Below are 13030 nucleotides of genomic sequence, written 5' to 3'. Positions count from 1 at the left end.
ATCTATCTAGGGCAGGGCGCTCATCCGCCAACCCGACTTCCCCGGTGCGGCTGCCTTACGCATCGCTCTCGCCGGGTTTCGCCATGTTTGACTTCGCCGTATGACCGCCGGCTCCGGCGCGGCCTGCCGCGTCGCGAGAACGGTCACGAGGGCGGCGATCTCCTCCGGCGTGGCGTCCCCACGAACAATCCGCAGATAGGCGTTCATAGCGGGATGTTCCCATGCTTCTTCGGCGGCAGCGAGGCCCGCTTGTTCCGTAGCGCCCGTAGCGCCCTGACGACCTGAGCCCGGGTCTCGGCGGGTCGGATCACCGCGTCGACGTAGCCGCGCTCGGCCGCGATGTACGGGTTGGCCAGCGTGTCCTCATATTCGGTCACCAGCCTGGCCCGCTCGGCGTCGGCATCGTCGCCCGCCGCGGTGAGCTCGCGCCGGTAGAGGATGTTGACGGCGCCCTGCGCGCCCATGACCGCGATCTGCGCCGTGGGCCACGCCAGGTTGACGTCGGCGCCCAGGTGTTTGGACCCCATGACGTCGTACGCCCCACCGTACGCCTTGCGGGTGATGACCGTCACCAGTGGCACGGTCGCCTCGGCGTAGGCGTAGAGGAGCTTGGCGCCGCGGCGGATGATTCCGTTCCATTCCTGATCGGTCCCTGGGAGGAATCCCGGGACATCTACAAAAGTCAGGATTGGGATATTAAAAGCGTCACATGTTCGAATAAAACGGGCTGCCTTCTCGGAGGCGTTGATATCCAGGCACCCGGCGAAATGCATGGGCTGGTTGGCCACCACGCCCACCGCCTGCCCGTCGACCCGGCCGTACCCGACCACCACGTTGGGCGCGAACAGTGCGTGGACCTCCAGGAACTCACCGTCGTCGAGCACGTGCTCGATCACCCGGTGCATGTCGTAGGGCTGGTTCGCCGAGTCAGGAATCAGCAGGTCGAGCTCGGGATCCGGCTCCAGATCGCCGGCGCCTTCGAACACCGGCGCCTCGTCCAGGTTGTTGGAGGGCAGGTAGGACAGCAGCGCCTTGACGTAGTCGAGCGCGTCGCTCTCGTCGGTGGCCTGGTAGTGGGCCACACCCGACTTGGTGTTGTGCGTGTGCGCGCCGCCGAGCTCCTCGAACGTGACCTCCTCGCCGGTCACGGTCTTGATCACGTCAGGCCCGGTGATGAACATCTGCGACGTCTGGTCGACCATCACCACGAAGTCGGTCAGTGCGGGGGAGTAGACGTGCCCGCCGGCCGCGGCGCCCATGATGAGCGAGATCTGCGGGATCACGCCCGAGGCGTGCACGTTGCGCTTGAAGATCTCGGCGTAGAGGCCGAGCGCGACCACGCCCTCCTGGATGCGGGCGCCGCCGCCCTCGTTGATGCCGATGATCGGGCAGCCGGTCTTCAGCGCCAGGTCGAGCACCTTGACGATCTTCTCGCCGTAGACCTCGCCGAGCGAGCCGCCGAACACGGTCACGTCCTGCGAGAACACGCATACCTGACGCCCGTCGATCGTGCCGTGGCCGGTGATCACGCCGTCGCCGTACGGTCGCCTGCTCTCCAGCCCGAACATCGTGGACCGGTGCCGGGCGAACTCGTCGAACTCCACGAACGAGTCCTCGTCGAGCAGCGCCAGCACCCGCTCCCGCGCGGTCATCTTGCCCTTGGCGCGCTGCTTGTCCACGGCCGCCGCCGACCCGGCGTGGACCGCCTCGTCGAGCCGGCGCTCGAGGTCGGCGATTTTCCCGGCGGTGGTGTGAATGTCCGGCGGGTCCGGTACGGCCTCGGCAGCAGTCATGCGCGCAACATTAACCCGGCTCCTACAGTGGATCCATGACGGAGGCGGTTCACACGCACGGCCTGTTCAAGCGATACGGCCCGCAGATCGCGGTGGCCGGCATCGACCTCGTGGTCCCGGCGGGCAGCTTCGCCGGGCTCGTCGGCCCCAACGGCGCCGGCAAGACGACTTCCCTGAGCATGATCACCGGGCTGCTCCGCCCTGACGGCGGCCAGGCCGAGATCGACGGCTTCAACGTGTGGCGCGATCCCGTCGAGGTCAAGGCCCGCATCGGCGTGCTGCCCGAGGGGTTGCGGCTGTTCGAACGCCTGTCGGGCCGCGAGTTACTCCTCTACAACGGCAGGCTGCGCGGCATCGCCAAGGCCGACGTCGAGCAGCGCGCCGAGGAACTGCTGCTGGTGATGGACCTGGCCGACGCCGCTGACAAGCTCGTCGTCGACTACTCCACCGGCATGCGCAAGAAGATCGGCCTGGCGGCGGCGCTGCTGCACAACCCCTCCGTGCTCTTCCTCGACGAGCCGTTCGAGGGCGTCGATCCGGTCAGCGCCAACACGCTCACCGAGGTGCTCCGGCGCTTCACCGCCTCGGGCTCGACCGTCATCTTCTCCAGCCACGTGATGGACCTCGTCGAGCGGCTCTGCGACTGGGTGTCGGTGATGAGCGCCGGGCACATCGTGGCCCAGGGCCCGCTGGAGAAGGTACGCGCCGGACGCAGCCTCAACCAGGCGTTCCTGGAGCTGGTCGGCGGTCCGCGTGACAACGGCGACTCGGGTCTGACCTGGCTCGGCCGGGGCAAGCAGGAGCCGGCGTGAGTACCGTCGCGCTCTTCGCCCAGCTCAAGCTCCGGCTGTTGGTCGGCAACCTCCGCGGTGACATCCAGCGCAAGCTCGGCTTCATGTTCACCCTCATCATGTCCGTGTTCGTGAGCGTCATCGGCTTCTTGCTCATGAGCCTGCTCCGGCTGGCGCCGCACGACGTCGCGGCGTCGATCGTCGTTGTGGTGTTCTCGGCCATGCTCATCGGCTGGACGGTCGTGCCGCTGCTGGCGTTCGGCCTGGACGACACGCTCGACCCGGCGCGCCTGTCGCTGTTCCCGCTGCCCACCCACCGGCTCGCGGTCGGCATGTTCACCGCCTCCGCCACCGGCGTCTGGCCGCTGGCCACCCTGATCATCACGGCGGGCGCCCTGGCCGGGCTCGCCACCGGCGTCGGCGGCGTCCTGCTCGGGATCGTCGCGGTGCTCCTGCAGTTCGCGCTCTGCCTGGTCGCCTCCCGGCTGGTCACCACGGCGCTGTCCAGCGCCATGCGCACCAGGCGCGGTCGGGACGTGCTGGCCGTGGCCGCGATCTTCGTCGTGCTGCTCGCGCAGCTGCCGAACCTGCTGCTCAACAGCAACATCGGCGACCCGGCGGGGATGCTGCGCCAAGTCGCGGCCCTGCTCAGGTGGACGCCCTCGGGCATGGCCGCGCACGCGATGGCCGACGGTGGCCTGACCGGGCTGGCCGAGCTCGTCGTGGTGGCGCTCGTGGTCGTGGTGGTCGGCTGGCTGTGGATCAAGGCGCTGAGCCGGGCCCTGGTCACACCCGACTCCTCCACCCGCGCGGCCTCCGTACGCAGGGGGAGCGGCCTGGTCGACCGGTTCGTGCCGAGTGGGCCGCTGGCCGCCGTGGTCACCAAGGAGCTCAAGTACATCATGCGCGAGCCCCGCTACCGGGTCGGCTGGTTCTCCTCCGTCCTGGTGGCAGTCGTGCTGGGCTTCTCGGTCACCCGTTCCGGAGACGCCGGGGCGTCGACGCCGATCCTGCTCACCGCGTCGGCCGGGATGATGATCGCCCTGCAGGCGGCCAACTCGTTCGGCATCGACGGCCGCTCGCTCTGGATGAATGCCGTGACCATCGGCTCGGAGCGCGGTCTCAGCACCGATCTGGCCGGGCGCCACCTGGCCGGCGCGCTGGTCGCGGCGCCGCTGCTCACGCTGATCGCCGTCGCCGCCGGGCTGTTCGCCGGCCACCCGGAAGGGATCGTCCCGGCGGTGCTCATCGGCCTGGGCGCGCTCGGGACCGGGTTCGGCGTCGGCTCCGTGACCAGCGTCGTCATCCCCTACACCATGCCCGAGCGGATGAACGCCTTCAGCGGGGCCGCACCCGGTCAGGGTGGCCAGGCGTTCGTCTCCGGCCTGGGCGCGCTGCTGGGCATCTCCCTCCTGTCGTTGCCGTTCGTGGTGCCGCTGCTCTTCGGGCTGCTCTGGGTGTCCGTGCTCGCGCCGTTCTACGGGCTGCTGGCCGAGGTGCTGGGCCGGCGGCTCGGCGCGAAGATCGGCTTCCCCCGCCTTCCTGAGCTGCTCTCCGCCGTGTCCCGGCCCACCTGAGCATTGGTCTAGTCCAATACGTGAGACCGCCTTACGGACATTCCACGCTTGTGGATACCTTTGAAGCATGATTGACCAGGGGATTGAGCGTCGCAGTGCCGCGGTCACCGAGATGCCCGATGAGCTGCGCAAGGACGTGCGATTGCTCGGCAAGCTGCTCGGGCAGGTGATCGCCGAGCAGGGCGGCGAGGATCTGCTGGCCGACGTCGAACGCCTGCGCAAGGCCGTGATCGCCGCCCGCAGGGGCGAGGTCACCGGCGACGAGATCACGGCCATGGTCGCGCAGTGGGAGATCGACCGGGCCGTGCAGATCGCCCGCGCGTTCACCTGTTACTTCCATCTGGCCAACCTGGCCGAGGAGCACTACCGCATCCGCATCCTGCGCGAACGTGACACCGAGGGCCGGGTGGAGCGGGAGTCGCTGGCGCAGGCCGTACACGAGCTGGGCCACGAGCGCGTCGCCGAGCTGGTCGAGGGGCTGGAGCTGCACCCGGTCCTGACCGCGCATCCGACGGAGGCGCGCCGGCGCGCGGTCGTCACCGCGATCCAGCGGGTCAGCGGCCAGCTCAGCGAGTACAACGCCGCCGAGCGCGGCGCCTCCGAGCGCGCCGAGAGCCGCCGGCGGCTGCTGGAGGAGATCGACCTGCTGTGGCGTACGGCCCAGCTGCGCTCCACCAAGCTCGACCCGCTCGACGAGGTACGCACCGCCATGGCCGCCTTCGACGAGACGCTGTTCCGCATGGTGCCGCAGGTCTACCGCTCGCTCGACGCGGCGCTCGGCGAGGGCACCGGCACCCGCCCGCCGCTGGCCAGGCCCTTCATCCGCTACGGCAGCTGGATCGGCGGCGACCGCGACGGCAACCCCAACGTGACCGCCAAGGTCACCCGCGAGACCGTCCAGATCCAGTCCGACCACGTGCTGACCGCCCTGGAGACGGCGTGCACGCGCATCGCCCGCACGCTCACCTCGGCCGAGCAGTTCGCGCCGCCGTCGCCGGAGCTCAGGGCGGCGCTGGCCGCGGCCGTCGACGCCCATCCCGAGGTGGTCTCGGAGATGGCCACCCGCTCACCGAGCGAGCCGCACCGGCAGTGGCTGATGTTCGTGGCCGCCCGCATCGCCGCCACCCTCCGCCGCGACCTCGACCTCGCCTACCGCGCCCCGGCCGAGCTGCTCGCCGACCTGCGCCTGGCCCAGGACTCGCTCTCCGGCCACGCCGCGCGTCAGGCGTACGGGGAGCTGCAGCAGCTCATCTGGCAGGTCGAGACATTCGGCTTCCACCTGGCCGAGCTGGAGGTACGCCAGCACTCCGCGGTGCACGCGGCCGCGCTGGAGGAGATCAGGGCGGGCGGCGAGCTGTCGGAGCGCACCGAGGAGGTACTGGCCACGATCCGGGTGATCGCCTGGATCCAGGAGCGGTTCGGCGTCACGGCCTGCTCCCGCTACGTCGTCTCCTTCACCCGCTCCGCCGACGACATCGCCGCCGTCTACGAGCTGGCCGAGCACGCGCTCGGCACGCGCGCGCCCGTGCTCGACGTGGTGCCGCTGTTCGAGTCGGGCCAGGACCTGGCCAATTCCCCGGACGTGCTGTCAGGCATGCTGGAGCTGCCGCCGATGCGCGAGCGGCTGGCCGCCAACGGCCGGCGCATGGAGATCATGCTCGGCTACTCCGACTCGGCCAAGGAGCTCGGCCCGGCCGCCGCGACACTGCGCCTGTACGAGGCGCAGGAGCAGCTGACCGCATGGGCGCTGGAGCACGAGGTGAAGCTGCGCATGTTCCACGGCCGCGGCGGCGCGCTCGGCCGTGGCGGCGGCCCCGCCAACCGCGCGGTGCTCGCCCAGGCGCCCGGCTCGGTCGCCGGTCGCTTCAAGGTCACCGAGCAGGGCGAGGTCATCTTCGCCCGCTACGGCCACATCGCCATCGCCCGCCGCCATCTGGAGCAGGTCACCAACGCGGTGCTGATGGCCTCCTCACCCACGGTCGGCTCCCGCACTGCCGCCGCGGCCGACCGCTTCCGCTCGCTCGCCGAGCAGGTGGCCACGGCCTCGGAGCAGGCCTACCGCTCGCTCACCGAAGCCCCCGGCTTCCCGGAGTGGTTCGCCCTGGTCAGCCCGCTAGAGGAGATCGGCTCCCTGCGCCTCGGCTCCCGCCCCGCCCGCCGCGGCCTCGGCGCGCCCCGCTCACTCGACGACCTGCGCGCCATCCCCTGGGTCTTCGCCTGGGCCCAGACCCGGGTCAACCTGCCCGGCTGGTACGGCCTGGGCACCGGCCTGGCCGCGGTCGCCTCACTCGACGAGCTGAAGGCGGCCTACGCCGAGTGGCCGCTGTTCAACGCGCTGCTCGACAACGCGGAGATGTCGCTGGCCAAGACCGACAGATCGATCGCCGAACGCTACCTGGCACTCGGCGGCCGCGACGACTTCGCCCGCCAGGTCATGGAGGAGTATGACCGGACCCGCAGCCTGGTGCTGCAGGTCACCGGCCACACCCGCCTCCTGGAGAACCGCAAGGTCCTCTCCCGCGCCGTCCAGCTCCGCGACCCGTATGTGGACGCGCTGTCCCACCTGCAGCTACGCGCGCTGACGGCCATGCGCACCGGCACTTTGTCGGACCACGAACGCGAACGCCTGTCGACGCTGCTCCTGCTGTCGGTAAACGGGGTGGCGGCGGGCCTGCAGAACACCGGCTGAGACGCCTCCCGGATGAGAAGATGACCAGCATGGCGGAGCAGCGGCTTTCCGAACTACGGGTGGAGAACTTTCGCAGTCTGCGACAGATCACCATGCCCCTCGGGCCCGTCAACGTGCTGGTCGGGCCGAATGGCGCGGGTAAGACGAATGTGCTGAAGGTCTTCGAGTTCCTCGCCGACATCGTCAGGACCGACCTGGAGCCTGTTCTGGCCGCCCGTGGTGGCTTCGAAGAGCTGGTGTTCAGGGGCGGCGCCGATCGGCCTGACCATCTTCTCATCGGGATCAAAGGAGCGTGGTCTTCCTCCTTGGCCGGGGCTCCCGACGAATACGTATTGAAGATCACAAATGCTCCTCTCGCCAGGGAGGAGGTTTTCAGGTCCGCCGACGTGCAGCATCGGTTGCGGACCATCACCGTGGAAGGGACGAGGGCGAAGGCTCAGCTACGGACCCTCGGCCAAGGCGGCTTCGAGAGTCGCTCCGAATGGCCGCCGCTCGGAGTCGGCACCGCCGACCGGAAATCGGACGAGGTTGGCATCCAGCCCCTGAGTAGTGGACTTTCCACACTCCCCCGACTGGCGGAAAAGAAGTTCAGCATGGCGCCCACCCTCGTGGCGGACATGCTGCGGGCCTTCAGGGTCTTCGACGTTGACGTCTCCAAAGCGAGCATGCCATCGCGGGTGCATCGTGGCGGGCAAGAACCGATCGCCGACAACGCCGCCAATCTCGCGGCCTTCCTCCTCGCCCTCCGAAACTCGGATGAGGATGCGTGGAGTCGGCTCCAGGCCGACGCCGTGGAGGCGCTTCCCCAAGTCGAATCTCTCGATTTCGACTATCCGTCCGGGGGAGCCCACTCGGTCGTGGTCGTACTCAGGGAGCGTGGCCTGCGCGAACCCACCTCCCTGCTTGATGCCTCCTACGGAACCATCCGCCTGCTTGGCCTCCTGGCCATGCTGTACGACCCCGCTCCACCCGCACTGACCTGCGTTGAGGAGATCGACCACGGTCTTCACCCACAGGCGCTCGAACTGCTGGTGGAACGGGTCCGGGAGGCGAGTGAGAAGACCCAGTTCATCATCGCCACCCACTCTCCCGCTCTCGCCGACCGGCTCAAGCCCGAGGAGATCGTGATCTGCGAGCGTGGTGACGACGGTTCCTCCTTGATCCCGGCCATCTCCACGGTCAAGGTCGAGGAGATCGTCCGGGCCAGCGAAGGACTCCCGCTTGGCGAGCTGTGGTTTTCCGGAGTGCTGGGTGGCGATCTGTGAGCCGGCGGGGAGGCACCCGTGTCCGGCCCACGAAGAAGCCTGTCGTGGTCGTAGCGGGAGAGGACAGGAACGACCGCCTCGCCCTGCGTGTGCTCTTGGAGGAGTTTTGCCCGCAGATGGCGGGCCGGATTGTGGAGATAAACGACAAGGTGCGGTTGCACCAGGCCAGTGACGCGAACCTCGCCGCCCGCGCGGAGACCCTGGCGAGCAAGGTGCGGGCGCGAGCTGTACGGGATGACACCAGCGTGGCATGCGTGTTCGTCCACGAGGACCTCGACAACACCGATAGCGATGCCTATCCGATCATCCGCGAACGCGTCCAGAAGGCACTGGAATCCGCCCTCGGCAACGTCCACTACGCCCTCGCGGTGTCGGAGATCGAAGCCTGGCTGCTGCTCTTCCCCGATGCGCTGTCGGCCATCGCCGCGTCCTGGTCTCTCCCCGCCAAGCACAAGGGCAAGGACACAGGGCGGCTCCCAGACCCCAAGAAGATCTTGATGAACGAGGTCAGTGGAGCCGGCCGCCGCTACCGCGAGTCCGATGCTCCCGAGATCCTCGATCGGGCGGCGAAGCTTGGTGTGCTGGACAGGCCGGTGGGCCGCAACCGATCGTTCGACCAGATACGTGTGGATGTGGCGCGATGCTGCACGGAACATATACGTAAGTGAGGGGCCCGGTCACAGGAGTGTGATCGGGCCGCTTCTTGCTTGCCGAACGCTCAGCGGAGGCCGTCGAAGAAGGCGCTGATGTCGGCGGTGATGGCCTCTGTGGCGGTGTGGGCCGTGTAGTGGCCGTGGGCCGGGGCTTCCAGAGTCTTCCAGGAGACGATGCCGGTGTGGTCGCGCTCGGCGAACGCGCGGATGGACTTGAAGTCGCCCTCCGCCATGGCCAGCGCCGTCGGCGCCGTGGTGGGTTCCTTCGGCGTCTCGGCGCGGGCGTTCTCCCAGTACAGGCGCAGGGCCGAGCCGGCGGTGCCGGTGAACCAGTGGATCGCCGCGTTGGTCAGCACGAAGTCGTCGTCCAGGTCCTCGTCGAAGAGCTGGGCGAGCCAGCCGAGCAGCCCGGCGGGCGAGTCGGTGATGGCGTGGGCGAGCGTCTGCGGCTGCTGCGACTGCAGGACGTTGAAAGCGCCCTTCTCCTTCCAGAACCAGTCGAGTACGGCCAGCCCGGCCTGGTCCTCCTCGCTCAGGTTCGCGAACTCGGCCGGGTCGCCGGAGGGGAAGGAGAACAGCTGGGTCACATGGACGCCGACGACGTGCTCGGGAGCGAGCCTGCCGAGCTCAGGGGAGATCATCGAGCCCGCGTCGTTGCCCACCGCGCCATAGCGGTCGTAGCCCAGGCGGGACATCAGCTCGGCCCAGGCCCGGGCGATGCGCTGGTTGTTCCAGCCCAGCTCGGTGGTCGGGCCGGAGAAGCCGTAGCCGGGGAGCGAGGGCACGACGAGGTGGAAGTGCCGCGACAGCGGTTCGATGGCATCGAGGTATTCGACGATCGAGCCCGGCCAGCCGTGGGTCAAAATCAGGGGAAGAGCGTCAGCCGAAGACGAGCGGACGTGGATGAAGTGGATGTTCTGCCCGTCGATCTCCGTGGTGAACTGCGGGTAGGCGTTGAGCCTGGCCTCCTGGGCCCGCCAGTCGAAGCCGTCGAGCCAGTGGCCGACCAGGCGGCGTACCCGCGCCACGCCCACACCCTGGCCGGCGTCCGCGATCTCGTCGGTGAAGCGGGTCATGGCGAGCCGGGTCCGCAGGTCGTCGAGGTCGGCCTGCGGGATCTCGACGCGGAAGGGGTGAACGCTCATCGCTGGCTCCTTGTCGGAACGGGTTGTTCTGTTCCAACAATAGCAGAACGGAATGCTTCATTCCACTAATACTCGCTCCTGACCCGCGTACACGTTGCACCGCTGCCCGCGCAGGAACCCGACGAGCGTCATGTCGAACTCCCTGGCCAGGTCCACGGCCAGCGACGAGGGGGCCGAGACCGCGCACACCGCCGGTATGCCCGCGGCCAGCGCCTTCTGCATGATCTCGTAGCTGGCCCGGCCGCTGACCATCAGCACGTGCTCGGTCAGGGGGAGCCGCTGGCCGAGTGATGCCCAGCCGACCAGTTTGTCCACCGCGTTGTGCCGGCCCACGTCCTCCCTGAGCGCCACCAGCGTCCCGTCGGGCCGGAACAGCCCGGCTGCGTGCAGGCCCCCCGTCTTGCCGAACACGCCCTGGCCCGCCCGCAGCGCGTCCGGCAGGCCGTACAGGATCTCGGGGGTGAGGACGAGATCGCCGCGGGGAAGCGGCGAGCAGCGGTCGTGCAGGTCGTCGAGGCTGGCCGAGCCGCACACGCCGCAGGCGCTGGAGGTGAGGAAATGGCGGTCCAGCGTGGGCAGGTCGGGGATGGGGCCGTGCAGGCGTACGGTGACCGTGTTGTAGCGCGCCTCCGGCGGGAGGTCCTCGTCGGTGCAGTACGCAATGGCCGCGATGCCGCCGGGCTTGACCAGGCCCTCGCCGTGCAGGAACCCGGCGGCCAGCTCGAAGTCGTGGCCGGGGGTGCGCATGGTGATGGCGACGGTCTTGCGCGTCCCGTCCAGCGCGGTGAGGCGGATCTCCAGCGGCTCCTCGGTGGCCAGGTCGTCGCGCCGGTCGCGGACCGTGGACCCGGACAGCTCGCGGACGCGGATGCGGGTGGTGGGACCCACGCGGGTCAGCCGGTCGGTCATAGCCGCCGCACAGTGACGAGCGCGTTGTAGTCGGGGATCCTGGCCTGGGGTGAGCGTCTGGTCTCGTCGAGGAGTACGTTGCCCTCCGGCCAGTGGATCTGCAGGTTGCCCGGCATCAGGGGCGCGCGGAGGATTTTGCCCCCGTACGTACGCTCGCCCGAACGCAGCTCGACCGGAGTGCCGTCCGGCAGGCCGAGGCGATCGGCGTCATAGGGGCTCATCAGCACGGCCTCCCGCATCGCGCCGTTGAAGCCGTCGAGGCGCTCGTGGACCATGCTGTTGAACTGCTTGCCGCGCCGCGTGGCCACCATGAACGTGCCGTCGGGGCGCTCCAGCGCGGGCGGCTCGACGGCGGAGAACACGCCGCGCCCGTCAGGGGTGTTGAAGCGGCCGTCGGCGAACAGGTGGCGCCCGCCGTACTGAACGTTGTCCCCGAAAGCCTTGAGGTCGGAAATGCCCTGGTAGAACGGCACCGCCTGCTCGATCTCCGCACGGATCCGCGAGGTCCCGGTGAAGCGGACTTTTGCCGAAATTTCGGGGTTTGTGTGGGCGGCCAGTTCGCCGAAGATCTTCCACTCCGGCCACGCCTCGCCGATCCGGGGCCCCTCGATCTCGGGCGAGAAGATGATCCGGCGCTCGGTGGACGTCTCGGTCACCCCGCCGGTCATCTCGTAGCGGGTCTGGGCGGGCAGCAGCAGCACGTCGCCCTCGGACGGCACCAGCATCTGCGAGGACAGCACGATGTCGATGTGCACCCGGAGCTTGAGCCGGGACAGCGCCTCCCGGCAGTAACTGGGGTCGGGCAGCACCTCCAGGAAGTTGCCGCCCGAGGAGATGAGCGCGTCGAGGTCGCCCGAGTGGGCCGCGTCGATCATGTCGGTCGCGGTCAGACCCGGCGCCGTCGGCACCTCAAATCCCCAAATATCGGTAAATCTTGCGGCGTTTTCTGGGGTGATCGGCAGGCCACCCGGCAGGCCGGTGGCGTACGCGCCCATCTCGGCCCCGCCCTGCACCCCGCTGTGCCCGCGGATCGGCATCAGCCCGCAGTTGTCGCGCCCCAGGAACCCGCGCGCCAGGGCCAGGTTCACGATCGACCGGACGTTGTCCTCGCCGAAGGCGTGCTGCGTGATGCCCATCGACCAGACCAGCACCGCCGACTTCGCCTCGCCGAGCAGCCGGGCCAGCCGGAGCATCTCGTCACGGGTCGCCCCGGACAGCGCCTCCAGGGCCTCCCACGACTGCTCCGCCAGCGCCTGGCGTACCTCCTCGAAACCGGAGGTCCGCTGGTCGACGAACGCCTTGTCCACCCAGTCGTTCTCGATCAGGTGCTTGAGCACGCCGTTGAGGAAACCGATGTCGCCGCCCACGTTCACGCCGAAGAACTCATCGGTGATCTTCGTCCCGAACACCGCCGACTCGGCGTTCGACGGCACCCAGTAGCGGTCCATGCCGGGCTCGCGGTAGGCGTTGACCATGGCCACGCGGGTGCCGGCCTTCTTGGCGTGATAGAGGTACTTCATCGCCACGGGCTGGTTGTTGGACGGGTTCGACCCGATGAAGACGATCAGGTCGGAGCCGATCCAGTCGGTGTAGGAGCAGGTGGTGGCCGCCGCGCCGATCGTCTGCTTGAGCGCGACGGTCGAGGGGGAGTGGCAGATGCGCGCCGCGTTGTCCACGCTGTTGGTGCCCAGCGCGCGGACCGCCTTCTGCGCCACGTAGTAGTTCTCGTTCGGCATGCCGCGGCTGGTCAGGTAGGCGCCGAAGCGCGCGTCCCGCAGCCCGCCGGCGGCCACCCCCAGCGCCTCGTCCCACGAGATCCGCCGGAAGCCCGGCTCTCCCGCCCGCCGGAGCATGGGGTACGGAAGCCGCCCCAGCTCCCGAAGCTCGGCGCTCTTCTTACCGGCCAGCCCGGAGACGTCGCCCAGCAGCGAGACGTCGAGCGCCGGCATCGTGTTCAGCGGCAGCAGTCGCAGCCGGATGTTGCACAGGTGGATCTCGTCCATCGTCCAGTCGCGCATGCCTCGCGTGCCCAACGCGCACCCGTCGCACGTGCCCTGCTGGAGAATCCGCCAGGCGTAACGCCTGTTGCCCTTGACCGATCGAAACGCCTTCAGCAGTTCCAGATAGTTGTTCGGCTTGCGCAACCCGAGGCCGAACGGTCGCCACGAGGCCCAGTTACGTGGATCCAGACGTCTGCTCATCTCCCCA

Annotated in this window: 10 protein-coding genes; 5 read left to right on the top strand and 5 right to left on the bottom strand. The window is 69.0% G+C overall.

Features of this window, described 5'->3' with window-relative positions; all coding sequences use genetic code 11:
- Window positions 1-6 precede the first annotated feature (6 nt).
- Both AB0L53_RS12225 and AB0L53_RS12220 read right to left on the bottom strand, forming a co-directional pair.
- Window positions 7-207: an acyl-CoA carboxylase subunit epsilon gene (locus AB0L53_RS12225; protein WP_363992967.1), complete on the bottom strand. Its 201-nt coding sequence runs from the start codon at window positions 205-207 to the stop codon at window positions 7-9.
- Window positions 204-1793 carry an acyl-CoA carboxylase subunit beta gene (locus AB0L53_RS12220; RefSeq protein WP_363992966.1) on the bottom strand — a complete coding sequence of 530 codons (1590 nt, stop codon included), beginning with the start codon at window positions 1791-1793 and terminating at the stop codon, window positions 204-206. Before AB0L53_RS12220 ends, AB0L53_RS12225 begins: the two co-directional genes overlap by 4 nt.
- A 35-nt stretch (window positions 1794-1828) precedes the next feature.
- Here AB0L53_RS12220 and AB0L53_RS12215 point away from each other — a divergent pair, with 35 nt between their 5' ends.
- From AB0L53_RS12215 to AB0L53_RS12195, 5 genes are all read left to right on the top strand, one after another.
- Window positions 1829-2605 (top strand): ABC transporter ATP-binding protein, encoded by a 777-nt coding sequence (locus tag AB0L53_RS12215; protein WP_363992965.1) that lies wholly within the window; start codon window positions 1829-1831, stop codon window positions 2603-2605.
- Window positions 2602-4161, top strand: coding sequence for a hypothetical protein (locus AB0L53_RS12210; RefSeq protein WP_363992964.1), 1560 nt, complete (start codon window positions 2602-2604; stop codon window positions 4159-4161). The genes AB0L53_RS12215 and AB0L53_RS12210 overlap by 4 nt, the downstream gene beginning before the upstream one ends.
- Before the next feature lie 67 nt (window positions 4162-4228).
- On the top strand, window positions 4229-6850 hold the full coding sequence (locus tag AB0L53_RS12205; RefSeq protein WP_363992963.1) for a phosphoenolpyruvate carboxylase: 2622 nt from the start codon (window positions 4229-4231) through the stop codon (window positions 6848-6850).
- A gap of 29 nt (window positions 6851-6879) precedes the next feature.
- Window positions 6880-8115 (top strand): AAA family ATPase, encoded by a 1236-nt coding sequence (locus AB0L53_RS12200; protein WP_363992962.1) that lies wholly within the window; start codon window positions 6880-6882, stop codon window positions 8113-8115.
- A gap of 89 nt (window positions 8116-8204) precedes the next feature.
- Complete coding sequence (locus AB0L53_RS12195; RefSeq protein ID WP_363992961.1) at window positions 8205-8783, top strand: hypothetical protein; 579 nt, start codon at window positions 8205-8207, stop codon at window positions 8781-8783.
- Window positions 8784-8833: 50 nt separating this feature from the next.
- Here the strand turns inward: AB0L53_RS12195 and AB0L53_RS12190 are convergent, their stop codons facing one another.
- Genes AB0L53_RS12190 through AB0L53_RS12180 form a run of 3 tightly spaced genes read right to left on the bottom strand, consistent with a single transcriptional unit; the run spans window position 8834 to window position 13023 of the window.
- Window positions 8834-9913, bottom strand: coding sequence for an epoxide hydrolase family protein (locus AB0L53_RS12190; RefSeq protein ID WP_363992960.1), 1080 nt, complete (start codon window positions 9911-9913; stop codon window positions 8834-8836).
- Between the two features lie 57 nt (window positions 9914-9970).
- A complete protein-coding gene (gene fdhD / locus AB0L53_RS12185; protein WP_363992959.1) occupies window positions 9971-10822 on the bottom strand; it encodes a formate dehydrogenase accessory sulfurtransferase FdhD in 852 nt (283 codons plus the stop codon).
- The gene (locus tag AB0L53_RS12180) at window positions 10819-13023 is read right to left on the bottom strand and encodes an FdhF/YdeP family oxidoreductase (protein WP_363992958.1); all 2205 of its coding nucleotides are present in this window, start codon (window positions 13021-13023) and stop codon (window positions 10819-10821) included. The genes fdhD and AB0L53_RS12180 overlap by 4 nt, the downstream gene beginning before the upstream one ends.
- Between the last annotated feature and the right edge of the window lie 7 nt (window positions 13024-13030).

It is taken from the genome of Nonomuraea sp. NPDC052129 (assembly GCF_040680095.1).
Classification (GTDB): Bacteria; Actinomycetota; Actinomycetes; order Streptosporangiales; family Streptosporangiaceae; genus Nonomuraea.
Note: the sequence above shows the minus strand (reverse complement) of the source record. Positions and strands in the feature narration are given on the sequence as shown.

Bases quoted from the DNA above. Each gene is read 5' to 3' on its own strand.
- fdhD (WP_363992959.1), bottom strand. From the start codon at position 10,822: ATGACCGACCGGCTGACCCGCGTGGGTCCCACCACCCGCATCCGCGTC.
- AB0L53_RS12190 (WP_363992960.1), bottom strand. From the start codon at position 9,913: ATGAGCGTTCACCCCTTCCGCGTCGAGATCCCGCAGGCCGACCTCGAC.
- AB0L53_RS12220 (WP_363992966.1), bottom strand. From the start codon at position 1,793: ATGACTGCTGCCGAGGCCGTACCGGACCCGCCGGACATTCACACCACC.
- AB0L53_RS12205 (WP_363992963.1), top strand. From the start codon at position 4,229: ATGATTGACCAGGGGATTGAGCGTCGCAGTGCCGCGGTCACCGAGATG.
- AB0L53_RS12200 (WP_363992962.1), top strand. From the start codon at position 6,880: ATGGCGGAGCAGCGGCTTTCCGAACTACGGGTGGAGAACTTTCGCAGT.
- AB0L53_RS12225 (WP_363992967.1), bottom strand. From the start codon at position 207: ATGAACGCCTATCTGCGGATTGTTCGTGGGGACGCCACGCCGGAGGAG.
- AB0L53_RS12180 (WP_363992958.1), bottom strand. From the start codon at position 13,023: ATGAGCAGACGTCTGGATCCACGTAACTGGGCCTCGTGGCGACCGTTC.
- AB0L53_RS12215 (WP_363992965.1), top strand. From the start codon at position 1,829: ATGACGGAGGCGGTTCACACGCACGGCCTGTTCAAGCGATACGGCCCG.